Consider the following 24,779-nt stretch of genomic DNA (forward strand, 5'->3'; position numbering starts at 1 on the left):
CCTTCAGCTCCCGTATCCAGTCCGCGACGACGGACCTCTCGGCGGAGAGCGGGAACTCCGCCCAGATTCCGTTTGGCAAGGCCACGCTCAAGCTCCCTTCGCCCCGTTCGGCTCCGTCGAGCTCGACGAACTGGACCGGCTTGGCCGACTCCGGGCCGAGCCAGCGCCTGAGCGTGGGATAGCTCACGTTCATCTCCTTGCAGAAGCGCGACGCGTTCATCCCGCTTTGGCGGAAGAGCTCCAAGAGCTCTTGCTTCTGTTCTGCAGTGTATCGTTTCCCTCGTTCGGTAGACATGAAGGAAAAATAGCGGATCGACAATCAAGCGTCTAGGGGGCGGAATTTGTACCGCTTACGTAGGAAGCGGCCTCGCGCCGCGATAGCACGGTAATGCTACGGCACTAAGCCGTTAAAAACTCCAGGGGACAGGTCACACCCCGCATGACAAACAATAGCGGCTAGCGTGAGAGTGAAGCCCCGAAGAGCTTGTCGAGGAGCACGTGTCGTACTGCAGAAATAGAACGTAGTTGAATCGCAACCGGGTACATTCCTCGAAGCTTGCTTCGTCTGTATCTTGCGATTCATCGAGCCCCGGAGCCCGAAGGGTTGCTTTGCCATGATGCCTCGCAGCTTGCTGCGGGGTGGCAAAGCAAGGGCCATGATATTCACTTCTGGATCAATCTTCGAAGGTTGTCCACTGCTTCGAACCTTTTCCTTTCCTCAAATGGTACCAAAACCCAAGTGCTAAGCTAAAACTGCCTAGAATTAGATTCTCCTGGTATAGGACTCGCCAAGCCCCATTTACCACCGCAAACACAGAGCAAACAAGCAATCCAGTAGTGGCAGCAACCATAAGCCAGAAAAACCACTTCTTCCGTTCAAAGTAATAGCAGACCCAGCAACAAGGAGCATTAAGGAAAAAGATATTCAGCAAAAGGCTAAAAGGGGTCACCTGGAAGAACTCAAGTGAATCCATGCTTCCATCGGCTTAGGTTTTAAATAGGGTCAGTAGCTTCCAAGGCCAAATGGTAATGGTTGCTCATCACGCTGTACGCGTGCAATACCCAATCAAACTGCTCGCAGGCTTCGAAGAGGCACTTCTCGAACGCCTGCCGCGTCTTGCCGTCATCGAAGATCCAGGACCGGAGTTCCCCCGATTGATCACGTGATAGATCGCTCCGGGGTATTCGAATCGCAAGGGCCTCGCCATACGAAGAAAGGTGAAGCAAGTGGATACAATATCAAGATTTAAGCCCTGACCTTATTAGCCCCCCCTATTTGGGCTCCTTTGACCCAATTTTGGCTCCTTACAATCTAGGAATTAAACGCAAGTTGTGCTGTACTTTTTCTCTGGATACTTATGACATCATCAAAAGCCAGGAATCAACTTCCCAAAAGCAGAACCGATCCGAAGAAAAACGCGCGGAAACAATACTCCCAAAATCAAACCAACTACAACCCCAACTCGTACAACAAGAGTAAATTGCCCGTCATCGTCGCTTATTATCTCCAACTCAACCGCTAGAATAAAAAACAGAATCGCAGACACCACTAATCCAGCCACTGCACCTCCAACCGCACCCATCAATCGTCTTGCGAATGACACACCTCCACCATCTTCATCGTACTTCATCACTTTCGCCTCGGCTAAATCCCTCCCCCAACGATGTATCCATAAGTCAACGTTCCGGATTGGGTTTTGAACCAAGCGAAACCAGCCCCACTGAAAGCTCCAACACTTCCTCGAAGGCCAAAATCCGCATCAAAGTCCCCATACTGAGCCAAACGTTTTCCAAACTTCACAAAGTTCCTTTCAGCATCATGAGCATTTCTAGCCTTCACAGAACGAACAAAATCAGTGAGTTTCGAAACGTCATTAGCGGGATTAAGCTTACCTCGAAAGATACGGTAAAGAGAGCTCCAGCCATTCACCGATCCCGAAGCTCGATAATAGGCAACCCCATTATCAAAGGATGCCCCTTCAGCAACGTTGGTTACTACCGAACTAACAAACTCTTCAAGGAGGTATGCACGAGCTAGGGCAATTCCCAAACCAATTCCAACGCCTGCTGAGCCACCGACAGCTGAGGCAGCAGTTGGGAATAAGACATTGAACGCGATATTACCCGCAGATATTACATCTTGGATTTTGGTAACACTCCCATTTATTCGCATTGCAGCTTCGGGACTTAGACTATGAAGCTCCTTGGAAAGCAGACTCAGTTCATCTGCTAAAGGTCGCAAAACCTGGTAGATCCTCCCTTGTACAGCGATATTGACACCCGCAACGATTGTGGGAACTGCAATCTGGTAAATCATCTGAGCCATCCGAGCTGTGTACAGAGCTTCGATAAGCGAATAACGCCCCGACGGGTCCACGAAAATCACCGGATTGGCATGCACGTAGAGGTATTTATAGCACACAGAGGCGTCGTACTCGACGACGACCAAAACAACCAGATGCGCTTCAACGACTTGCGGCTCGGTTTCCCGACGCGGTTTCGGCGATACCCCGAAAAAATCCCAGACGCGGTTTTTTGGCTGCGTATCCAGTTCGCTTAGACGCGTGGACGCAAAAGAACCGCCTTCATCGGAGGCGGTTTCGTCTTGTTGGATCCATTCGGCAAGAGCGACCATTAGCGGCTAAAAGAGAAGCCTGCTAGTCGCTCTCTGGCAAGCCTTTAGACTACATCCGGGGCTCGCTGCGAGCTCCGTGCCAGACACGGGCGATTTCGACCAGTCCTTGCCCGTCTTTCACCCGATAGAAGAGCCGATAGCCTCGACAAAGCAATTCGCGAACCTCTCCACCCTCGCGGCTAGGCTCGTAAAGCCTTCCTTGGCGAGGAAGCGAAGACAGGCTTTCCACTGAGGAGATCAGGTCGGCGCCCAGCTTTCGGGCAGCATCGACATTACGGTCAGCGACGTACCCGACTATCGATTCGACGTCAGAGAGGGCCGTTTCGGTCCAGACTATCTTGAGGTCCACGATTCGATCCGTCTAACGGCTTCCTCATGGGAAACGACTCGCCCGGCGTCCGCGTCCGCCAAGCCCTTCTCGATGCCCTCGATAACCTCCAGCTCCTCGCGGATGTCCGTGAGGGTGGCATTGTCGGGCAAGGCCTCGATCGCGTTCTTAACCAGTTCTTTGGCGGTCATATCCATACAGTCGGCCATTTCCTCAAAAAGTTCAATCCTCGTCTTATTCCAAGCCTCTCGCTTCCGCAGGATGCGACAGCCTATGGGCCTCGATAAGCTTGCCTATGCTCACGTGAGTATAGATCTCCGTCGTGTTCAGTCGGGCATGCCCTAGCATCTCCTGCACGTGGCGGAGGTCGGCTCCGCCTTCGAGCATCAGGGTCGCCATCGCGTGGCGGAAGAGATGGCAAGATCCAGTCTTGCCGATCTCCGCCTTCGCCACCAGCGATCGAACGAGGTTGCCTAGGATGCCGGGCGTGATCGGGATTCCGGAGTTCGACAGGAACAAGGCCTTGTCGCCGTCCTTGAACGCGATCTGCCCCCTCGCCTCTTCCACGTACTTGCGCACCCATGCGGCCGCTCTGCGGCCCAAGGGAAGCAGGCGATCCTTATCGCCTTTGCCTTTGCGAACAAGGACCGTTCCCCGTTCCAGATCGACGTCGTCGAGGCGAAGGTTCGCCAGCTCCTTGCGACGGATGCCCGAGGAATAGAGCGTTTCCAGGATCGCCCGATTGCGGACGCCGACAGGCGTCGAGAGATCGGGCACGTTGAGGACCTGCTCGACTTCCCGAGCGGTCAGGACCGCCTTCGGCAGTCGCTGCCCGACCTTGGGCATTTCAAGGTCCGCGGCGGGATTTGCCAGCAGGACGTCACGGCGGCAAAGCCATTTGAAGAAGCCTCGGATCGTCGTCAGCCTCACGTGCTGGTTGCCGAAGGACAACGGCTCCCCGTTCTTCTTTCGATAACGAAAGAGATGCCTCTGGTAGCGTTCAAGCATCGGCTTGGTGACTAGGCGGGCGTCCTCGACGCCTCGCTCGCCCAGCCAATCGGCAAAGCCCCCGATGTAGAGCTTTGCGTTGCGGACCGTGCCCGAGGCAAAATTTCGCGTCTCGAGATGCTCGCAGTAGTCGCGAAGAAGGCCGGCCAGTTCGAAGGCTTCCATATCCAATCTGTGGGTACGGTTACGATCCCGCGACTGCGGGAAGGATTTCAAGCGAGGCCTCGCGATTGTGGCCGTTTCGGTAAACTTCGAGGCTTCCCCCTGAGGAAGAGCGACTTGCGTCGCTTTCCGGTTTCGGACACCCCGCGTTTTTGGGGCGTTTTGGCCCCGTGTTCTTTTCGGCTTGCCCCGCAAACTCGCCATCTACCCCCGTAAACTTAGTGTCGTACCTTAACTTTTCGAGGTCGATTAATCCCATCAGCTGAGGTTTTCCGCTCGAAGCGTCCCCGTCGAAGGCGAGCTGGTACTCGTACGACGAGCCCCGCGTTCCGCGAAGAGAGTCGATGTATTCAAAATCTTCGAGTCGATCCAAGTGAAGCTTCAGCTGCGTGTTGCTCCAGCCGGTGAACGCTCGCGCGTCCCGACGAGTGAACGCCACCTGGTCGAGGTCGATCCCCTTCTCTTCGCCAATCGACTTCACGAGTCCTTGAAGAAGCCCGAGCAGTCGCCGCGTCTGCGGCGGCAGCTCGTCCAGGCTACGGCCTAGGACTTCGTGAGCGATTGAGTTCGCGGCTTCGATGTCGGCGAGCGTGGCCTCGATGTATTCGAGGCTTCCCTCGCGTTTGAGTGGGCGTTGATGCTGGTGAAGCAAAGCAATCGTCCGGATCAAAGTCAGGTACTTGACATGGTCGCGTCTGGTTCGCGTGCGATCGCTGCGGAAGGTCAATCGAGGAGCGAAGGGATTGACGACGTGAAGCGGACGAAGCAAGCGCTGCGCGTTGCGGTGCGTATCCAATATCTGCTTGCGCTCGATCTTCAGCCTCAAGCCTTCGAGCGTGTCGGCGTCACGCTGCAAGGCGTGGATCGCCTGAGTCTGCTCGCGGCTTTCGTCGACCGTCAAGACGAGACAGCGATTGAGAAGCTCCTCGTCGATGTCGATGGCCGTCGTCGTCAGGAAGATGGCAGCAGGACCTTCGACGTGATACTCCTCGGTCTTCAATCGTCCGTTGTCGTCCTTGCCCGTGCTGGCAATCGTCAACTCGCCTTCGGACTGCAAGAGCTTCAAGGCGTAGCTCGCCTTTTCGGCTCCCTCCTCCTCGACGATGGCGAGGATCTTATGCTTCAAGTCTGACTCGCCCAAGTAGTACAGACTTTGCCCCGTCATGGCCGAGTACTTGATTCGCTCCTCCTCGGGCATCATCTCGAGCACCGCTTCCATCAAGCTCGTCTTGCCTGCGGCCGAGGTGCTTTGAACGATGATCGCCAAGGGGCGATCCAGCTTTCTGGATACGGCGGCGAGATAGCCGCAAAGCTTGTTCGTGCGCTCGCCCACCACGCCGCAAGCGGCGAAGTCGGTCAGGATGCGTTCGAGCAAACGAGGATCGCGAAGCAGATCCAACGCCGCCTCTCGAGATCCATCGGGGATTTCAACTGCGCTAGATTTAGGCTCTAGTTCCGCTTTCAAGCGCTTTTCCTGCAAGTTCTCCAGAGCGAGAAGGATCTTGCCCAGGTCGCGCTTCAAAAGCTCGATCTTCAGATTCGTCTCCTCGCTCGCGGCGACGATGAAGGCGTTTCGCTGCCGAGCATGATACAAGTCGAGGTTGTCGACATGGAACAAGCCTTCATGCATCACCCGCAAGTTGATCTTCAGGACTTCGAGCGAGGCGTTCTTCGACAGACCGCGAACGCGGTAAACGCGGTCGCCAATTTCAACCTCATGATCTTCGCCAAGCTGAGCCAGCTTGACCGCATGGTTCGCCTGCGGCGAAGGGATTTCCTCTTTAGTCGCCTCTTCGGCGACCAACGAGTTAGCAGCTAACTCTTCAAAAGAGGAAAGAGCGCGCGTATCCCTTTCGTCAGGACACACCTCGGTCTTTGAGCTAAAGAGCGGTTTCGCCGACTGGATCAAAAGAGGCAGGGATTTCGAGGCAGGCTTCACCTTCAAGGCGTACTCGTTGGGATCCATGCCCCTTGGGAACTGGACTCGAAAGCAATCGATTCCTATCGAGCCAAGACGCGAAGCGTCACGCTCTGCGGCTCGATCACCCGCTTCGTCGGAATCGTAGGCAAGGAAGACGCGTCGTATCTTCCTCCTCCTAAATGCCTCCAGATGCTCGTCGGTGAAGCCTTCGGTTCCCCAGATGCAAGTCACGTTTCGAAGGCCAGCGCACCAGAACGTAAGAGCGTCGATCACGCTTTCGGTCAGGATGACTTCGGGGCTTTCGAACGCCTTCGCGTTCAACAGGCCGCGATGCGGCCCAGCCAAGTAAAGGTGATAGATCCCGCTCTTCTGCTTGCCCATCCGGCGACCGTAAATCTCCGCCACGTTCCCCGACTCGTCGAAGATCGGGAAGACAAGGCAGCCGTTAAAGTGCTCGTGCCCAGACTCTCGATACAATCCGAGCTTCGTCAGGCGCTCGCGGATTTCTGCGCCGTCCTTGCGGTTCTTCTGCGGCAATCTCAAGCCAAGCGTTCGGTCGGCGAAGCCGATCCTGAAGGCCTCGATCGCTTCGCGGGAGATTCCGCGGTTGTCCAGGTATTCCAAGGCCGGAGGCGTCGCAAGCAATCGCTCGCGGTAGTAGTCGAGCGTTTGCCTAAACAAGGCGTGATCATTGGCGTCGAAGGCGACGGGGCTTTCCAGCTTCGGAACCGTCGCCCTCTTCGCGGCTTCGCCGCCAAAAAGCCGGGGGTTCTGCTCTCGCAGAAGCTCCACGGCGTGACGGAAGGAAACGCCGTCGCTTCGCATCACGAAGTCGACGACGCTTCCAGCCGCACCGCAGCCCATGCAGTGAAAGAGGTTCTTCGATGGGGTGACCACGAACGAAGGGCTGTCGTCGTCGTGGAAGGGACACTTGCCGATGAGGTCTTTCGACCCGTGGGGCTTAAGCTCGATGTTCTTCGAGCGAACGAGCGTCGCGAGGTCTACCTCGCGCTTGAGCCGCTCAAGCTCTTCTTCTGGGATTCTGGGCATGGGCTGGTTTTCTCAAAATGCGTCAAGTCCGAAGTTGGGAAAATAATTACTCGAAGTAATATTACTATCAGTAATATCGTAAAGCATAAAATTACACGATCTGCCATGAACACCCGTATAATGCGTCCACTAAATCTGATCTTCCCCATGGACTCCGACTTCAACAACGCCATGGCCCAGCGACTAATTCAGCTGCGCAAGAACGAAGGACTGACGCAAGTCGAGGTCGCCGAGCGTCTCGGCATATCCCAAGGGACCTACGCGCACTACGAGCGAGGCTTCAGGCGGATTCCCCTTGAAAGACTACCCTCGCTCGCTCAGGCATTGAGCACGACCGAGGAGGAGCTGCTAGGCCTCGAACGCAAAAACGGCAAGCGTGGCCCTGCGTCGCAGCTCGAACGCCGTTTCGAGGCGATTCGAAAGCTGCCTCAAACGAGGCAGAAGGAGATCCTCAAGGTCGTGGACGCCCTGCTCGCGCAGGCGTCTTAGATTCGTATGGATAATTCTAATACAGTTGATATTGGGAAGATTCTGTTCTCCCGATGCCTAGAAGCTGGCCATTGGCCCGACAAGATCCAGTTCACCAAGTACCTCTACCTCCTCGACTACTGCCACTGGCGATTTCACGGCAGGCAAGCCACCGCCATAAACTGGAAGTTCTTCCACTACGGCCCCTGGTCTCAGGATGCCTCCATTGCAATGAACGGCGTCCAGGACCATTTCAGAGTCGGGTGGAGAGACTTCAGGGAAGACGACGAACGAGAGTTCTACGGCTTCGACCGCATCAACGAGAAGCTATCCATCGGGATGGAAGGCATGATCCAGAGCATCCTGAAGGCATTCAAGGACCGCGACGTCAGCAAAGTCATAGACTTCTGCTACGAACGAACCGAACCGATGCTCGCCGCAGAGCGAGGCGACGAGCTCGACTTCTCCACCGTTCCCGTAAACAAAGAGATGCCGGCCTTCATCGACAAGCCGGCGACTATGGAGATGCCCAAGGCGACCGAAGCGGGAGCAAGCAGAAGAGCCGCATACCAAGCGAAGGCCGAACGCCTCAAGGCGAAGGCCAGGAAGTGGAGAGAGGCGATGGAGTCGCCTGCCTACAAGGAGGCGATGGACGTCATCGCTAAGCAAAAAACTGCGGACCTGCCGAAGATCGAGGGCAAGTCAGCCTTCATGAGCAAGGAAGCGATCGAGGAACTCAGAGGACTTAAGGATGGCTGATCCCTACATAATTCTAAGCAAAGTCGGACAGCGGACCCACAGGCCCGGCCAGATATTTTGGGCGCCGGCCCCAATGATATCCAACCGAGCCATCGGGTTGAGACTCGGCTTCCTCAAGGAGGGGCAGGACATTTCGACGCTTCCCCTAAAGGCGGAAGCCTTGACGCCAAAGGAGATCGGCAAGCCCAGAGAGTCCGAGAAGGTCGAGTTCCACAAGCGGATGCCGCTGCCCGAGATCGGACTCAAGAGCAACGAGGATCTCATTGTATCCAAAGTTAAGTTACGTCCTGCCCTGCTAATACACTGCGACCCGGTCAACCTTCGCAAGCAGGCCAATCATTTCGCCGGAATCCTGCCCAAGGCTCCCAACCCTAGTTACTACGTCTTCGCTCCGATCTACTCGCTTCGCAAAAGCGAAGTCGACCACGGCTTCCCCGAGGCCTTCATCGAAGCCGTCAAGAACGACGAGTTTCCGAACATGCTTTACCTGCCGGCATTTCGAACCGAGCTTCCCAACGACTCCGTCGCCGTGCTGAACGATCCTTTCGCGGCCGGAATCAACGCGATTGAGGAGACGACGCTTCAGCTCGATCCGCTCGAGCTCGCCTCGAAGCTCGAGGAGTTCGGCGAACACGTGCAAGGCGAGATATTGCTTCAGGCGGAAGAAGCGGGTTCCGCAGTCTGATTCCGACTGTTTTTCTTTAGCGGCCCAAAAACATCAGCCGCAGGCGTCAAGGTGGAGATCCGCGGAGCGGATACGACCTTGACGGCGAAGGCTAACCTATCGAAGCCGCTAAAGGATAAAAGCGTCGGGGGCTAGGCCCGACAAGATCGGGGCCTTCCTGAGGTACGAAGGATGGCCTAGGTTTTACCCACGGCTCGCTCTCGCTTGCGAGTGCGTTCGCTAGATCTTCAGTCCGTAAGGGCGGAGAGGCGTGGGCCGGGTGGCGGGGCCATTGGCTGGACGCCGCAGCCGCCGAGCTGGCGATTCGCGGCTACGCCGTGAAGCGACAGCACTTGTCCGACGGCCCGAAGGGACTAGTTTGCTGGCGTAGGTGGAGACGCGAATCGCAAGCCGGGGCTAGCGAGCGTTCCAGGCACCGGCACAGACACACGGCCTGCGCCTCGGAGCCCCCACACTGTGTGTGGGAGGACAGGGATCGGGTGCCCCGCATCGGCACGAAGTGACGAAAGCTCGCGGGGCGGGTCCCGGGGAGGAAGGGAAGCAAGCAGCAAGCATGACAGACGGAACGGCTGGCGGGCTGGGTGCTGCTGCCCTGACGGGTGGGGCACTATATATGCAAGGAGGCGTGGAAGGAAGCTAGGTTAGCTGACTGTGCCGACGAAGCAGAGCACATGAGATGACAGCTTTGCTGGCAGCAGTGCGGAGCACCGACGAGCTTGCCGAGGAGCATGTGCCACACTGCAGGAGTTGAACGCAAGTTGAGTTGTAGTTGGTTTATGGATTAATCTTCGAAGTGAGTCCATTGCTTCGATTCCTTCCCCTTCCTCAAACTATACCAAAAACCAAGAGCTAAACTAAAAACACCTAGGATCAGATTTTCTAGGTAAAGCACCTTCCAACTCCCATTGATCGCGGCAACTACAGAGCAAACAAGCAATCCTGTAGTGCCAACTATCATGATCCAGAAAAACGATTTTTTCCGCTCAAAATAATAGCAGACCCATGAGCAGGGAGCATTTAAGAAAAATATATTTAGCAAGAGGCTAAATGGCGTCATTTGGAAAAACTGAATCGGGTCCATAATTCTATCGGCTGAAGACTCCAGTCCCCACATAGACCACCTTTCCACTTCCACCAATGACAGAAGCAGTGCCACTTCTTCCCTCATACATTGACAGAGCATGTGCTCCAACATGACCGTAGTGCGACAGATTAAGCCCGAGCTGCTCTAAGTTTGCTCCTGCACTTCTAAAACTTCCAGACCTAAGATCACGGACAAGCGAGGTTGCCGGAGCGATGTCCTTAGCAGGACTTCTAAAACCAAAGACAACGCTCAATATCGAACTGATTGAATGAAGATCAATTTCCGAGCGAAGACTCAACTTATCGCTATCAAAGCCTATGGATGCATAGGCAGCTGCGTTAATGTAATAAACCAAAGCCGCCTGTTTACCTGAGTTTATTATCGTCGGAATCCAACCTATGTTGTTCCACGGAGGAGGTAATGATGCGGCAAAACCAGCGTAAGAGGAAAGCGCAAGAGTCTTAAAGAGAGATTCCTGCGGGTTGATCATATCTTGAAGGGTATCAATCATCCCATTTATATTGGCTGCTCCTGCAGGATTGAGAGAAGCCAACTCGGCAGACAGACCCTGTAGCTCCCTAATCAGAGGTGCAGCAACCGAAACAGTGCGAGCTTGGATACCAACGTTAACAAGAAACGCTGTTCTAAATGCCGCCATCGAGTGCAGCATTAACCTGGCAAAATTCCCTTGAGCTAAGGTAACCATCGCCACGTTCCCGCTCGGGTCGACCATCATCACCGGGTTGTTGTGCGCATAGAGGTATTTATGCAGCGTCAACGGCTCGCCGTTCCTTCCCTCGTAGGTATCCATGTTGTGGAAACGTCCGGTGCCAGCATTCAAGTAACGGGCTCGCAGAAAGTACATTCCAAGGTCGGCATCGTACTGCTCGCCCGTGTAGAGGTATACATTTTTGGTCGCAGCACTCGAACTGAGCAGGATACCGAAGGCGTCGTACTCGTACTCGTCCGTGACCGTTTCCGTCTCATCGACCAGAGCTCGGACGCTACCGTGACCGTCGTAGAGGTACCAGCTCGTTCCCTCATCGCGGGTCTGGCTAATCAGATCGTGACCGTAGGTGTAGCGGGCAGCTAGACTGTAGCCTGCTCCTTCGTTGAGACGTTCCTCGACGACCTGAGCGTAGCCGGTGTGGTTGTTGAGGTCCACTAGGTAACTCGTGTTACGAAGCACGGACTGGGATATATCCAGCAACTGCTTGCCGACCCGGTTGCCGTCGGCGTCATAACTGAGATTGATCACCTGCCCGTCTTCACGGATGCGGCGGATCAAGCGGTTCCGGAAATCGTAGACGTCCGTGACCGTATCCGAAATCCCCTCACGGCCATCGACAGAGCTGAGCGTATTGCCGTTCGCATCGTAGACGTTTCCGTCGAGCCGGTCGTTGTCGTCGTAGGTGAAGTTTTGCCCGTTCACTCCGTGCAAGCTAGAAACGCGGCTGGTACGATTGCCTACGGCGTCGTAGCCGTAAGCAACGATCCCGCTAGCTCCGCTCGAGGTGCCGAGAATCGTCTCCTTGCTCAGCCGGTAGAGGCTATCGTACTCGTAATGCGTCACTCGTCCGCGGGCTTCCGCGATCGTTTCTCGGTTACCGGCATTGCCGAGGGTGTAGGCATAACTCTGGGCTAAACTCGTGTCGCTTCGCAAGATTGAGAGATTCGTCAATCGGTTGAGCGTGTCGTAGGCGTAGTCGTGACGGATGCCATTGCCGTAGACGATCGTATCCAAGTTGCCCACATCGTCGTAGGTGTAGCTGGTCAAGGATAGGCTGGCCGCCAAGCGGTCGTCATTGACCGATTCCAGTCGATTGAGCGCATCGTAGGTATAACGGTTCTGGATACCGTCGGCATTCGATGAAGTCGTCGACTCGAGATTTCCGGCTACGTCGTAAGCGTAGGACAAGGTCCCTTCAGGCGTGGAGCGAGTCGCGAGGCGATTGCGCTCGTCGTAAGTTCGCGTCTCGTTGTAGAGAGTCTGCTCTCCATGCGATTGGCCGTTGACGACGGCGGAGGTGAGCAGGTTGCCGGCGACGTCGTAACTGCGCTCGATCCAAGAGGGAGCGTTGTAATGCGTCAGGGACGGATGAGTCGGGTCGGCGGTTTCTTTCACGAGGCGGTTCTGTCGGTCGTACTCAAAAACGGTAGTATAGCCATTGAAATCGGTCTTGGCAATGAGGTTGCCTAGCGCGTCGTATTGGTAGCTTTCCTCTTGGAGTTCCGGGAGGATGCGCTTCACGCGGCGGCCCAGCTCGTCGTACTCGTACTTAGTCTCACGGCCTTCGGCGTCGATCTGGGAGGTCTGGTTGCCCCTGCTGTCGTAGCCGTAATAAGTGACAGGACGAGGATCGCCAGCGGCGGGAGCAGGCTGCCGGACTTCGACCAGACGGCCAAGAGCGTCATAGACGTAGTCAGTTCTTAGGCCATTCTGATCAATGATCGCGATCCGGCGACCGAGGGCGTCGTAGACCGTTTCGTTGTAGGTGCCATCGTGGAAGGTGGTGCGTGTCGGACGGTTGAGCGCGTCGTACTCGAAAAGCGTCAAGTGACCATTGGCATCGAGCACGGAGGTCTGGTTTCCGTTCAAGTCGTAGGACGACACAGTCTCGTTGAGCAGCGGATCGATAACCTTGGCCCGGTGACCGGAGCAACCGCAGTTTTCGTCGTACTCGTAGAGAGTGACTTTGCCTCGCTCGTCTACGGTGGCCTCCACCCTGCCGATCGAATCGTAGATGGTGTGCGTCTCAGTATTGTCGGACGGATCGAGGTCCTCTCCGTTCTCATCGACAAGACCGATGAAGCGGACGGTGGTTTGACGACCGTGGGCGTCATAGTCGTACTTCATCAACCGGCCTAGGACGTCCGAGTACGATGATTGACGACCCTCGGCGTCGTAAGTCCAGGACTCGCTAGCGAGGAGCGCGTCATTCTCATCGTACCGAGCGGATTGCGTACGGTTTCCGTAGTCATCGTAAACGAACTCTGAATAGCGGCCGAGGGCATCGGTCTGCCGCGAAACCTGGCCGCGGGAGTCGTAATCGGTTGAAGACGAAGTCAGAAGGATGTCGTTCGCATCGTAAACAACAGTAGAGGTCTGCCGCCCTTCCCCATCGTAGTCGTAGTCCGTGTAGCGGTAGAGCACGGCTTGCGTCGTCTCGCTAGCGCCTTCGGGCAAATCGTAGTCCTTGCTGCGAATCTGTTGGCCTAGACTGTCGTACTCGAAACTCTGATACTGGACAAGGACGCCATCAGCGTCATAGACAGCGCTAGAGGTTTGATAGCCCTCGAGGCTGATAGTGAAAACGGTCTGGTTCCCTAACGGATCGGTGATGGACTCGAGGTTCCCGCTGGCATCGTAGGTGAACTGCGTGACATTCTCCAAGGCATCCGTTTGTGACAACAGGTTGCCGCTGGCGTCATAGGCGAAGGTAGTGGTGTTGCTCAATGCATCCGTAATGGTAAGCGGATTATTCGCTGAATCGTAAGTGTAGGAGGTCGTGGAGGCAGTCGGTATTCCATCCACGGATACGGTTTGGGTTTCGCTGAGGAGGTTGTCGCTGCCATCGTAGCTGCGCTCCGTAACGTTTCCGAGGGAATCGGTCACCTTCGTCTCGTTTCCTCGAGCGTCGTACTCGTAAGCGGTCGACTGCACGAGGATGCCTTCCGTATCGAAGACCTCGGTTAGAGTCACGTCCCCTTCGATATCGTAGGTGTGAACTGTTGTTACACCGAGGCGGTTCACCACGGTCTCCTTGAAGTTCTCGATATCATGGATGAAGTCGAAGCTCTCCCCGTTCGCGTCCGTCTGGGAGGCAAGCCTGCCGTTGGCGTCAAATTCGCTGGCAAGCACAGACTTGCCGTCTGGACCGACGATGTCGGTCAGGTAATTCGGGAAGTGCGGGTTTTCGTAGAGGTAGGTGAAGGTCTCGTCGCTCCGATTGGTGAAGGTCTCCAGTCTACCTTCCGCATCGTAGGCGTACGAGAGAGTCTGATTTTCCGGATCTGTGATCGCGGTAATGCGGCCCTCTGCATCCCGAGTAAACGCAATGCCAAGACCGCTGCTGTGAGCGACGCCATCGTCGCTGATGGTCAGCGTATTGCCATTACGATCCGTCATGGAGAGAAGACCTAGGTCCTCGTCGATCACGAACTCCTGCCCTTCCTCCGTGGTGTACTTGAAACGCTTGGGATCGAAGACGTCGAAGGCGAAGGCTTCGGACTCGAGGTCAGTCTCTCCGCTGAAGGAACTGATCCATACCTCGTCGTCTCCGACTATTTCGAGCGAGCCGAGCGTGTCGCCCAGCGGTTCGAATGCGATCTTCGGATCCCGAAGCGGGGTGTGGTCCTTGTAAGCCGGGCTGGCGACTGCCTTGAAAACCGCGACCGAGTCATCCGGCAGTCGAATCAATACGAGGTTGTCGCGGGACGATTCGACGCGGTAACGGATGGTATCGCCAAAGAACGGGACAGATACGGCTTCTTGGGTCGCCATCCAGTTCGTTCCGATCGGACGGTTTTTCTGGATAAGCATGTTGCTTAGAGCCATCTGCCATCCGTTTCCGAAGTCGCCTTTTGAAGCATCTCTGCTATCGTAGGATCGTACTACCTGCATCGGAAATCCGGATACAGGGACGCTGAGGTCTTCGAAGGCTAGCGATAGGTTTCCAACCTTCATGCCTCCATCGACTACGATTACCGCTTCGTCGCTGGCAGTGCGTCCCAGCAGATCGGTTGTCTCCAAGCGAAGCTCATACAATCCGTTAAGCAGCACCGTCGTATCTAAAGCAGCGAGCAATCCTTCCACTACCGGCGATTCGGAGGACGCAAGAGTTCTCCAAGTGACCTCACCCGCTTTGCGGATTAAAACCTCGTAACGATCGATGATCTCGGAAGAGGCAGTTCCCATCAAATCCGTTGGGGCAGTAACGATTGACGCTTGATCCTGCGAGAGGATCGCCACCGGCGCAGCTACTTGGGGATCTACGACGGAAATCTCGTGGATTTTCGATGTAGCAGCCTGCCCACGACCATCGTTCGCGACCGCGTACACGGCTATCCTCCCATTGACCACATCGACCAAAGCGGCTGGTAGGCTCAACCTGTGCGTAAGCGACCCGGGAAGCGGGGGAACGCTTCCAACTGATTCGCCGTTTACGAAAAACTCCACAGACCTCGCAGGTGTTTGGCCTGCGAAGGCGTCGGCTTGAAGAATGATGCTTTGCTCCAGAGTAAATACGTCGCCTGTCGCAGGCAGCGTCAAAGAAACGTCAACGTCATCGTAGGCGGTAACGGTTATCAGATCTGAGGCAAGATACTCTCCATCGTACGCATCTAAGCGCAGCTGGTAAACGCCAGCGCTACCGAAAACCACCCCACTTTGCGGGTCGTACTGGTCATCGAAAGTCAACCGTCCCGCACTTGATACGACCGTCCAAGACGTCGAAAGACTGTGACCCAAGGGCAAGTCATCGTCTAGAGCACTTCCTTCAAGCGTCAGGATTTCGCCGACCTGAACCGTGCGATCCATCCCCGCTGACACAATTGGAGGATTGTTTTCGAATACTCCAACGCGCACTCGTATCGAGTCGCTGACCATGTATTCAGAATCGTCGACACTGAGAACGAATTCGTAATCGCCAACCTCCGGTAAGACAACCGGCGTAATCAATGAATGAGGCGAGGAAATAGATGCAGCAGGGCCACTCTTCTGAGTCCAACTTATCTGCAACGGTTGGCCGGTAGGCTTGTCATCGTCAACCGCAATACCCGTCAGTTCAATCGGACCGGAGATGCTCCCTATCGTAAGGTCCGGACCAGCGCTGATCGACGGGGGCAGATTCAATGACGGGTAGGAGGCATATCCACTCGAACCTACTTGGTAGATCGACTCAATTTCCACAGGCGACAGCGGACGCTTGTGAAGCGTGATTTCGTCCAACTTGCCTTTGAAAAAACGTCCTTCGGCAAGCGAAGCGCCTGCCACGAAATCTAGACTCGTTTGCGGCGTAAACAAACCGAGGTTTTCTGAAGCTATTTCCGCACCATCCAAGTACAAGCGCCCCATACCGCTCACTGCATCGTAGGTCAGAGCCACGTGCTGCCATTTATCCAACTGCATGACGTTATAAGCGGATAAGGTATGCTCGTTCCCAGAGGTGTCGCGCAAGAAGCCAAATACCCCCTGCCCGTACCACCACTGCCTGAGACTTACGCCCGAGAGGCTCCCTTCAGCCCACTCGACAAGCGGAGTGTCCCTATACTCGGACGGGTTTACCCAAAGCTCGAGAGTCAACCCATCTTCCGATGCACCTACGTCAATTCCAGTTCCACCCAATGCGGAGGCTCGGCTTGAAACGCCATCGAAGTTCAGACCCTCGCCTACGATGCCCGTAGCAAAGTTTACTCCTTGGTGGATCGTAAGGTTGTGAACACCAGATACAGCTTCGCTAGGATCATCGTCAAGCGGCCACCAAGCGGCAATGCCAGACAAAGTTTCGGCCGCCGCAGGACCCACTCTCACGGTCAGGGTATCCGTCGAACGAGAGATTCCATCGCTGACCGCGATTTCGAGGATGTATACGCCTTCAGCGTCAAACTGAACCAAAGTGGCCGCAGCGTTTTCCTCTGAGAAGGAGACCGAGCTCGGTCCACTAAATGTAGACCACTGGATACTGAGGGAATTATTCGGCAACCCGTCGTCGTCAACAGTGGCCGATAGATAAACAGGCGAATCAAGGTCAAGCAGCGTAAGGTCATCTCCCGCTCTGACAACTGGTGCCTTGTTGTTCAAAGGCGTCTTGCCAGAGGCCCCTGCTCCGTAAATAGCTGAAATCTGTGCCCTCGACAGCGATTCGTTGTAGAGGGAAATCTCATCGAGCTTTCCAATAAAATAACGATCCTCCCTCGGAGAACCACCCGCTACAAAATCGAACGAAGTCTGAGTATCGACTAGTCCAATTTTCTTAACAGCCACCTCTTCACCGTTGCGATACAAACTGGCGACACCGGTAGATGGACTGTAGGACAGCGCCACATGCTGCCAACTGTTCAGCTCAAGCACATCTTGAGCGAATACTTCGTGTACAACACCTGAAGCATCACGGATAAAGCCATAGAGTCCACGACCAAACCACCATTGCCTAAGACTGACTCCATAGCTAGAGTCGTCCGCCCATTCCACAAGAGGTGTATCTCGAAACTCCGATGGATTCATCCATAACTCAACAGTCCACCCTTGCGGGGACGGTCCGATGTCTAGGCCAGTCGCCGCATGTGCCTCTAGAACGCCTGGATTGCCGTCGAAATCTACGCCGAGCGAAGAGAAACCGGTCCCAAATTCTGTGCCAACATCAAGTTCAAAATCGTGCTTGCCATTCAATACCTCTTCAGGAGTTCCATTTAGGGGCCACCAAGCAGCTAGGCTATTTGCGGGATCGACGGACCTCGTACCCACTCTCACTTCAACTCTATCAAATGATCGAACAATTCCATCATATACAGAAACCTCGAGAAGATATATTCCGGCGGTATCGAAATGAGCTTCCGTTGAGAGGGATCCGCTATCCGTGAAAGCCACGCTCCCTGGGCCGTCGTAAAGACTCCAACCAACCACAACCTCACTAGAATCATCCTTGATGACCGCATTTAGCTGGGCGGGTGCCTCAGAATCCTTGAGGACTAGATCTACTCCAGCGTCGACAGTTGGGTAGGAATATTCGACAGGCAACTTTCCGGCTAATCCAGCAGCATAAATAGCCGAAACCTCCCCATCTTCCAGCGGCTCGCGATAAAGCGCCAATTCATCGATTGCTCCTTGGTAAAGCAGTCCTGAGTGCTTCGAACCACCCAAACAAAGATCCAAGTTCGTTTTGGGTGTGAAAACTCCTAGATTCGTTTTTTTCACCAACCGACCATCTATATAGATGCGGGCTGTTCCGGTCTTTCTATCGTAAGACAAAGCAATATGCTGCCATACATCGACCTCGAGAACATCACGAACGAAAACGGTGTGCTCATTCCCATCGGTATCCCTGATAAAACCATATAAACCTCGACCAAAATACCACTGCCTGAAACCAACACCGCTCTCTTCAGAAGAAGACCACTCAACGATTGCAGCATCTCGAAACTCGCTCGGCTTCACCCAAGCTTCGACTGTGAAACCGTATTCAGATTTGCCAACATCGAGACTGGATCCAGCCGATACGCAAATAGGACTCGAACGCCCTTCCAACAGTAATCCTGCGGACACTTTGGCATTTTCGAATACTAGATCTTCCGTAGATCTAAATGAATTGCCCCCCGTAATCATATCTTTGGGGGAGGCATTGAAGGGCCACCAAGCCGCGATGCTCGCTGCAACTGGAGCTGATTCCAAAGGGCCAACTCGCAATTCGGTCGTGTCAGACTTTCGATCCAGCGTGTCGCTACCCTCCAAGGACAGAACGTATACACCTGGGTCAACCACTGAAACGCTAGTTTCAGGATCTGTTGCATCGGAAAACAAAAGGGACGAGGGGCCGTAACTCGCGGTCCACTCTGTTAGAAGCGTATCAGATGGAAGCGCATCATCTGAGACAAAACCGTTTAGATCGATTGCGGCAGTAGGACCTGATGCGTAGACATTCGAACCCGCAGAGACAATCGGTGCCTGATTTTGTACAACGAGAAATTCGACTTCATCGCTTGCCACCAACTCGCCATCTGTAGCCTCCAGTCTGAGACTATAACTTCCCGGAGCGTAAAAGGAAACCCGAGACTGAGGTTCGGAAAAATCCCCAAACGAAATGTCATCCGAGCCCTCAATCAACTTCCAATCAGAGACTACTTCAGAACCCAAAGGCAATCCATCATCTGAAACTGATCCATCCAGCATTGTACTAGCTTCAAAGCCTTTGAATCTAGCGACCATTAGAAGCTCGCCTCCCGATTTCTGCACGACAGTCAACGCCGGATCGTCAGGATCTTGAAGCGTGATACTCGCTCCATTCCAATAATAAAGCCTCTCAACCTCCTCCGATAATGCATTGCCGGTCTCCATGGGAATATTCGCATTTAGACCGTTCCATGACGATGCTATGCTCATCCCATATTCAGCTAGGAACGGATTCCAAAACTCAGCTTCATCTAATGGATCCACAAATGCAGAAGCCATGGTGATGTACACGTTACCGCCGCTCTCGAGATACTGCCCAAGAAGGTCTCGATCCACAGGGTAAGTGGCATCAACGAAGACGGCAGAAAAACTAGAAAGGTATTCAAGCGACAGAGGTCCGTACGGATCAACGACCATGGCATGTCCTTCATCCTCCACGTCACCGATAAACTCGCTTTGGGCAAATCCCCGGTAACCCGCCTCGCTTCGTGCCAAAAACGTAGAGCCTGGCTCATCCGCAAAGAGCCTGATAACGTTGAGAGCGAAAGCGGAAGTGGTTGGAGCCACCGAGTATGCATGGTCGCTGAGTGCCCATTCGTCACTGCAAACGACAAGCGCCCCAGCACCGCCTGTTTGACTCAATGACGCCGAGACAAAGTAGGTTTCATCGGAGCCAGCGTCCACTATGGGCGCTTGATTAACTGCCTCTTCAATTGAGATAGAGATCGTAGCGACTACCGAATCTTCTAATCCATCGTTAGCCGCAATTTGTAACGACTCTGTTGAACCGTATCCCGCTGTTGGAACATATACGAGTTTTTCCCATGGGACACGGGCCGGAAAGTCCGTAAGCTCGACTCCATCCACTAGCAAAATTCCATTTAGCGGGCTGGAGATGATAGAGAAAGTAATTGAATCTCCTTCAACATCGAATCCCTCGAGAATAATCGGTAAACTTTGATTCTCCGGCACAGAAAAGTTCGTAGAAACAACTGCCGGCCCGTCGTTGACGCCAACTACCGAAATGATGACACCAGCGGGATCCGAATTAGAGTTTCCGTCCGACACGAAAAAGGAAAATAGATCTTGCCCGTAGAAGTTTTCGTTTGGCACATACATAAATGAACCATCGCTCTGGATCCGTACAACTCCATACACCGGAGGTGAGGCCATTCCATACTCTAAGAGGTCATTATCAGAGTCTTCTCCCTGCAAAAAACCGTTATATTGCGTGTCTTCAATTATCTCCAAACTGAGGCTCTTCGCAACCGGAGCATCGTCGATCGGACTCACGGTTAGAGAAACGATAGAGGGTGTCGATATCGAAACATTGTCAGAGACTGTGAAGGTGAATGAATCAGAGCCGTAAAAGTCGGGATCGGGCAGGTAAGTAAACGATCCACTCGTGCCTATGGAAACGACTCCATTTTCGGCAGGCTGAGCAAGATTGAAAGTCAACACATCCCCTTCGATATCGCTTCCCGTGAGTAATTCCGAGAGGAGGGTATCCTCAACCGTGATAAACTCAACAGGCTCTGCAGAAGGGATGTCATTAACAGGAGCGAAAGCAATCTCCACATTCGCGATCTGAGAATCCAGCTCCCCGTCATTGACGATGAACGAAAAACCATCCCCTTCAGGGCTCGAATAATTTAGATTCGGGGTATACAGTAGGTCAGGAGCAGTCCCACTCAAACTACCATGAGCTGGTGGGTTCGTAATAGCATAGCTTAGCTGGCCCTCCTCGACATCGGTTCCGACGAGGGTAATCTGCAGCGGAACGTCCTCTGTAACGTTCACCGAGTCGGATATTGCGACAGGGGTATCATTGACTGGCAATACAACAATATTAAACGTTTGAGGGTCAGATTGAAGGACTCCATCGGATACTGAGAAGGTAAAGGAATCGTTTCCAAAGTAATCAGTTTCAGGCAAATATTCGAAATCCCCCTCCCTTGTGACTAAAATTGAGCCACTCGTAGGGGTTGTCTCGAGAGCGAACGATAGGTTGTCTCCATCGACGTCATCCCCATCAAGCTCTCCAATCAAAACATTATCTTCATTGACTGAAGCCAAATCGCCTACTGCAACCGGTCGGTCATTGACCGGTTGCACACCAATCAGGACCGAAACCTCACCGGAATAGTCCACGCCATCGAAAACACGGTAAGTAAAACGATCACTGCCAAACCATTCCGGATTAGGCACATATTTGTAATCTGGATCCACTATGGGATCCTGCGACTGCAACAACTCAATCGAACCATAGGCAGGCTGATTCACAATTTCGAATTCCAATTGGGCGCCCTCTGCGTCCGCCCCTACCAAGGTTAAGTCCAGCACGCTGTCCTCAAGTAATTCAAATCGGAGTGGCAAAGCATCAGGGGCGTCGTTTACTGGAGTGACGCTGATTGCTACAATCGCCGGATCAGATGTAGCCTCACCATCGAAAACCGTGTATGTGAACGTGTCGTCTACATCCGAATCTTGATTTGGAATATACCTAACCCTAGGCAATTCACTGAGATCAAGAGAACCAAATCGAGGCTCTTCTGTAATGTTGAAAACTAGATTGGTGGAATCGGCGTCTTCTCCCTTAAGTTGCATCTCAACTGGAGCATCCTCTAAAGTAGAGTGACTCAATGCGGCTGCTACTGGAACGTCGTTCACTGACTCTATTTCTATCGTAACCATAGCTACATTCGACTCTTCGAATCCATCATTTGCGGAAAAAGTAAAAGAGTCCGTTCCAAAGAAATTTAGATCTGGCGTATAAATGAGATTTGGAAGCTCTCCACTCAGCACCCCATTTTCGGGGGACGCGAGGACGGTGTAGCCAAGTTCATCTCCATCCGCGTCGCTCGCAATCAAGGCAAGAGCGATCGGCACATCCTCTAGAGTATCCACTGTCTTACCGCTTGCCACCGGAGGTGTGTTCTCAGTCGGATTCACCGCTAGACGAGCCACGATCTCCCCCTTGGCATTCAAATTCAGACGGTTTGCCTCCAACGCCCCCTCAAGTCTGGCGTGCGAATTGATATTTACGTGCCCAACCGGAGCTTTGAGCCTACCGTAGATGCGGCCATGGTCGTTGAGGTTTACCCCACCCTTTGAGACGTTGAGCGACAACCACTCTGGATGCTCCTCGCTTCCTATTGTCCCGCTCGTCGAAAATCCGTTGCTTAGATCGATAACGACCTCACTCAAAAGAGTGATTTTTGAGTTTCCATTTAGTTGAATACGCTCAAACGAATAGACAACAGGCTCGTTTGATCCTGAGGAACCTAACACGAGTTCGGACCCGTTACTCAGGCTAAATCTACCATATGCTCCAGGAGAAACATGAAAACTCAGGCCTTCTGAGTTTACACTGAAATCTCTGATCGTAGCGAAATCCCCCGGATCATCAAAGGGTGAGTTAATTGTTACCTTTCGATACCCAGATGGAGCGATAGCGGACTTTGGATGGCTAAGGGGCTCGGGATCGGACTTTGTCAGTACTGTACTCACGATCGCACTACCGTTCACATGTACTCGGTAATTTGATGGATACACGCTGCCCTCGCCTTCAAGTATTTCACCGACAAAGCCATTCGCGTTGATCTTAACCGTTGGAGTGCCAGGTACTTTCAAAATACCAGAGATCTCAGCACCACTGTTCAGATTAAGCACCCCTTCCTTGTTGAATCGAATATCGCCATCGACGAGGCCATTGATAGTCGGAGGGTGTTCTATAATAATCGAAGCAGTTGCCAGTCGATCTCCTGTTTCTGCGGTGAGGTGCACTGACAGCAGGAAGGCGACAAGCAGTTGCAAGACGTACCGAAGAACGGTATTTCGCTTTTTCATGGGGAACATACAAGAGGAAGGGGATCCTTGGTAGGCCTCAACAACGATGAAACCAACAAGGTAGCCATGAACAAAAACTAATCACCGACGAGTCAAGCGATATCTAATTATTTCTACTTACCGTACACTAATAACTACCTATTCAATACCTAGAATATCTCCCCCCTTAACTGTATCCATCTTTAATATGGACACCCCACTCAGCAGAAAGGGGTTCGTTCTAATTTCACAGGCGCCTCAGCTCCCCACCACCTCATCCACGCCTCCCCATTCCTCGCGGAGGATTGCCCAGCGTTCGTGGTCGCGCCATTCGCCGCCGATGCTGAGGTACTTGGGCGAGAAGCCTTCCTTGCGGAAACCCAGACCGCTTACCAAACCGATAGAAGCCTGATTGCCTGGCTGGACGTTCGCCTCCAGCCGATGCAGGGCCATGACCTTGAAGGCGCGGTCGACAACTCGGGCGAGCCCCTCCTTCATCAAGCCTTGCCCAGCGAATTCCGCCACTCCCCAATAGCCGACGTAGGCGCTTTGAAAGGCCCCCCTCACGATCTCGTTTAGATTCACCACCCCCACGATTCGATCGTCGCTCACCCGGCACACGAAGAACCCCTCCTGTCTGGAATCTTGGATACGCTCCAAGTAGTCATAGTAACCTCGCAAGTCTTGAGCCGGGAAGACCCAGGGACGATGCATCGCTTCGCTCGCTTTCGTCGCCGCCACGAACTCCTTGCCATCCCTACGCTCCGGACTCCTGAGATACACTTTCGTCATTTGCGCAAACGCTAAAGGCGCCTATAAGTTACTCAACTAAACATCGCGCGATACACGGGGAAGGCCACTGCAAAGCCACCAAGTTCATTGCAAAGCCCCCTAGCTCCGCTTCACTCCCATTCATGGCTATGCAAAAAACCACCGCCCTTCGTCACGCAAGTTTCGGCAAGCCCGCCGAGGTACTCACCCTCGAAACCATCGAGCTTCCCGAGCTAAAGCCAGAGCAAGCCCTGCTCAAAGTCCTCGCCGCTCCCATCAACCCGGCCGACTTCGGACGCGTGGGCGGCACCTACGGCGAATTGGCGGAGCTCCCCGCCACCGCGGGCTTGGAGGGAGTTGCCGAAATCCTGGAACTTGGCAGCGAAGGCACCCGCTTCCGCGTTGGGCAAAAGATCTTCGTTCCCAGCAGCGTCGGATCCTGGCAAAGCCACGCCGTCGTCGACTGCCAAACCCTCTTCCCCGCGCCTGAAAAGCTCCCCATGGAGCAAGCGGCCATGGGCTGGGTCAATCCCGCCACCGCATGGAAACTCATGCACGACTTCGCCAAGCTGCAGGCTGGCGATATCATCGTACAAAACGCCGCCACCTCTGCCGTGGGCAAGCTGGTCATTCAAATCGCCAGCCATCTCGGCATCAAAACCGTCAACCTCGTGCGCAACCTCGACGCCACCCCCGCCCTCAAGAAACTCGGCGCCGGCGTCGTGCTGGTTGACGACCGTGACGCCGCCAAGGCCGCACTCGAAGCCACAAACGGCAAAAAAGCCAAGATCGCCCTCAACTCCGTCGGCGGCTCCAGCGCCCTCGGCATGTGCAAAATTCTTGCCGACGGCGGCACCCTCATCACCTTTGGAGGCATGGACCGCGAACCCGCGCCCTTCCCTACCCGGTATTTGATTTTCAACGACATTCGCCTCCGCGGATTCTGGGTGAGCAAATGGTACGCCACCGCTGCTCGCGAGGACATCCTCGCCCTGCACAACGAGGTTTTCACATTCATGGAGAACGCCAAGATCCGCGTTGACGTCGCTGCCACCTATCCGCTCGAAGATTGGCAAAAAGCGCTGAAGCACGCCAACCAGTCCGGCAAATCCGGAAAAGTTCTGTTCAAGTTCTAGCGTCCTGCACGCTACCCTATCCCACTAGCGCTGACGAGCCTTAGCTAGGTCTCTCCA

Annotated in this window: 13 protein-coding genes; 4 read left to right on the top strand and 9 right to left on the bottom strand. The window is 54.1% G+C overall.

Annotated elements, in window-relative coordinates; genetic code table 11:
* The 7 genes from tnpA to IEN85_RS02120 all read right to left on the bottom strand — a co-directional run.
* The coding region (gene tnpA / locus IEN85_RS02085) for an IS66 family insertion sequence element accessory protein TnpA (RefSeq protein ID WP_191615361.1) at positions 1-295 on the bottom strand (295 nt) is incomplete at its 3' end.
* 1,072 nt (positions 296-1,367) lie between these two features.
* Positions 1,368-1,631 carry a hypothetical protein gene (locus tag IEN85_RS02095; RefSeq protein ID WP_191615418.1) on the bottom strand — a complete coding sequence of 88 codons (264 nt, stop codon included), beginning with the start codon at positions 1,629-1,631 and terminating at the stop codon, positions 1,368-1,370.
* Between the two features lie 14 nt (positions 1,632-1,645).
* Complete coding sequence (locus IEN85_RS02100) at positions 1,646-2,635, bottom strand: hypothetical protein (RefSeq protein ID WP_191615419.1); 990 nt, start codon at positions 2,633-2,635, stop codon at positions 1,646-1,648.
* Between the two features lie 49 nt (positions 2,636-2,684).
* Positions 2,685-2,984, bottom strand: coding sequence for a type II toxin-antitoxin system RelE/ParE family toxin (locus tag IEN85_RS02105; RefSeq protein WP_191615420.1), 300 nt, complete (start codon positions 2,982-2,984; stop codon positions 2,685-2,687).
* Positions 2,969-3,154, bottom strand: a complete 186-nt coding sequence (locus IEN85_RS02110) for a hypothetical protein (RefSeq protein ID WP_191615421.1) — start codon at positions 3,152-3,154, stop codon at positions 2,969-2,971. Before IEN85_RS02110 ends, IEN85_RS02105 begins: the two co-directional genes overlap by 16 nt.
* A gap of 43 nt (positions 3,155-3,197) precedes the next feature.
* Positions 3,198-4,136 carry a site-specific tyrosine recombinase XerC gene (gene xerC, locus IEN85_RS02115; protein ID WP_191615422.1) on the bottom strand — a complete coding sequence of 313 codons (939 nt, stop codon included), beginning with the start codon at positions 4,134-4,136 and terminating at the stop codon, positions 3,198-3,200.
* A 19-nt stretch (positions 4,137-4,155) separates the two neighbouring features.
* Entirely contained in the window at positions 4,156-7,104 is a 2,949-nt protein-coding gene (locus IEN85_RS02120; RefSeq protein ID WP_191615423.1) for a CHC2 zinc finger domain-containing protein, read from the bottom strand.
* Positions 7,105-7,209: 105 nt separating this feature from the next.
* On the opposite strand from IEN85_RS02120, the gene IEN85_RS02125 reads away from it, so the two are divergent.
* The 3 genes from IEN85_RS02125 to IEN85_RS02135 all read left to right on the top strand — a co-directional run bounded on the left by IEN85_RS02125 (position 7,210) and on the right by IEN85_RS02135 (position 9,016).
* A complete protein-coding gene (locus IEN85_RS02125) occupies positions 7,210-7,593 on the top strand; it encodes a helix-turn-helix domain-containing protein (RefSeq protein WP_191615424.1) in 384 nt (127 codons plus the stop codon).
* A gap of 6 nt (positions 7,594-7,599) precedes the next feature.
* The gene (locus IEN85_RS02130) at positions 7,600-8,331 is read left to right on the top strand and encodes a Panacea domain-containing protein (protein ID WP_191615425.1); all 732 of its coding nucleotides are present in this window, start codon (positions 7,600-7,602) and stop codon (positions 8,329-8,331) included.
* A gap of 73 nt (positions 8,332-8,404) precedes the next feature.
* On the top strand, positions 8,405-9,016 hold the full coding sequence (locus tag IEN85_RS02135; RefSeq protein ID WP_191615426.1) for a hypothetical protein: 612 nt from the start codon (positions 8,405-8,407) through the stop codon (positions 9,014-9,016).
* A gap of 1,085 nt (positions 9,017-10,101) precedes the next feature.
* On the opposite strand, the gene IEN85_RS02140 is transcribed toward IEN85_RS02135, so the two are convergent.
* Positions 10,102-22,836 carry an Ig-like domain-containing protein gene (locus IEN85_RS02140; RefSeq protein WP_191615427.1) on the bottom strand — a complete coding sequence of 4,245 codons (12,735 nt, stop codon included), beginning with the start codon at positions 22,834-22,836 and terminating at the stop codon, positions 10,102-10,104.
* 237 nt (positions 22,837-23,073) lie between these two features.
* Positions 23,074-23,607 (bottom strand): GNAT family N-acetyltransferase, encoded by a 534-nt coding sequence (locus tag IEN85_RS02145; RefSeq protein ID WP_191615428.1) that lies wholly within the window; start codon positions 23,605-23,607, stop codon positions 23,074-23,076.
* A 122-nt stretch (positions 23,608-23,729) separates the two neighbouring features.
* Here IEN85_RS02145 and IEN85_RS02150 point away from each other — a divergent pair, with 122 nt between their 5' ends.
* Entirely contained in the window at positions 23,730-24,722 is a 993-nt protein-coding gene (locus tag IEN85_RS02150) for an MDR family NADPH-dependent oxidoreductase (protein WP_191615429.1), read from the top strand.
* The last annotated feature ends 57 nt before the right edge of the window (positions 24,723-24,779 follow it).

The organism is Pelagicoccus enzymogenes (genome assembly GCF_014803405.1).
Lineage (GTDB): Bacteria > Verrucomicrobiota > Verrucomicrobiia > Opitutales > Opitutaceae > Pelagicoccus > Pelagicoccus enzymogenes.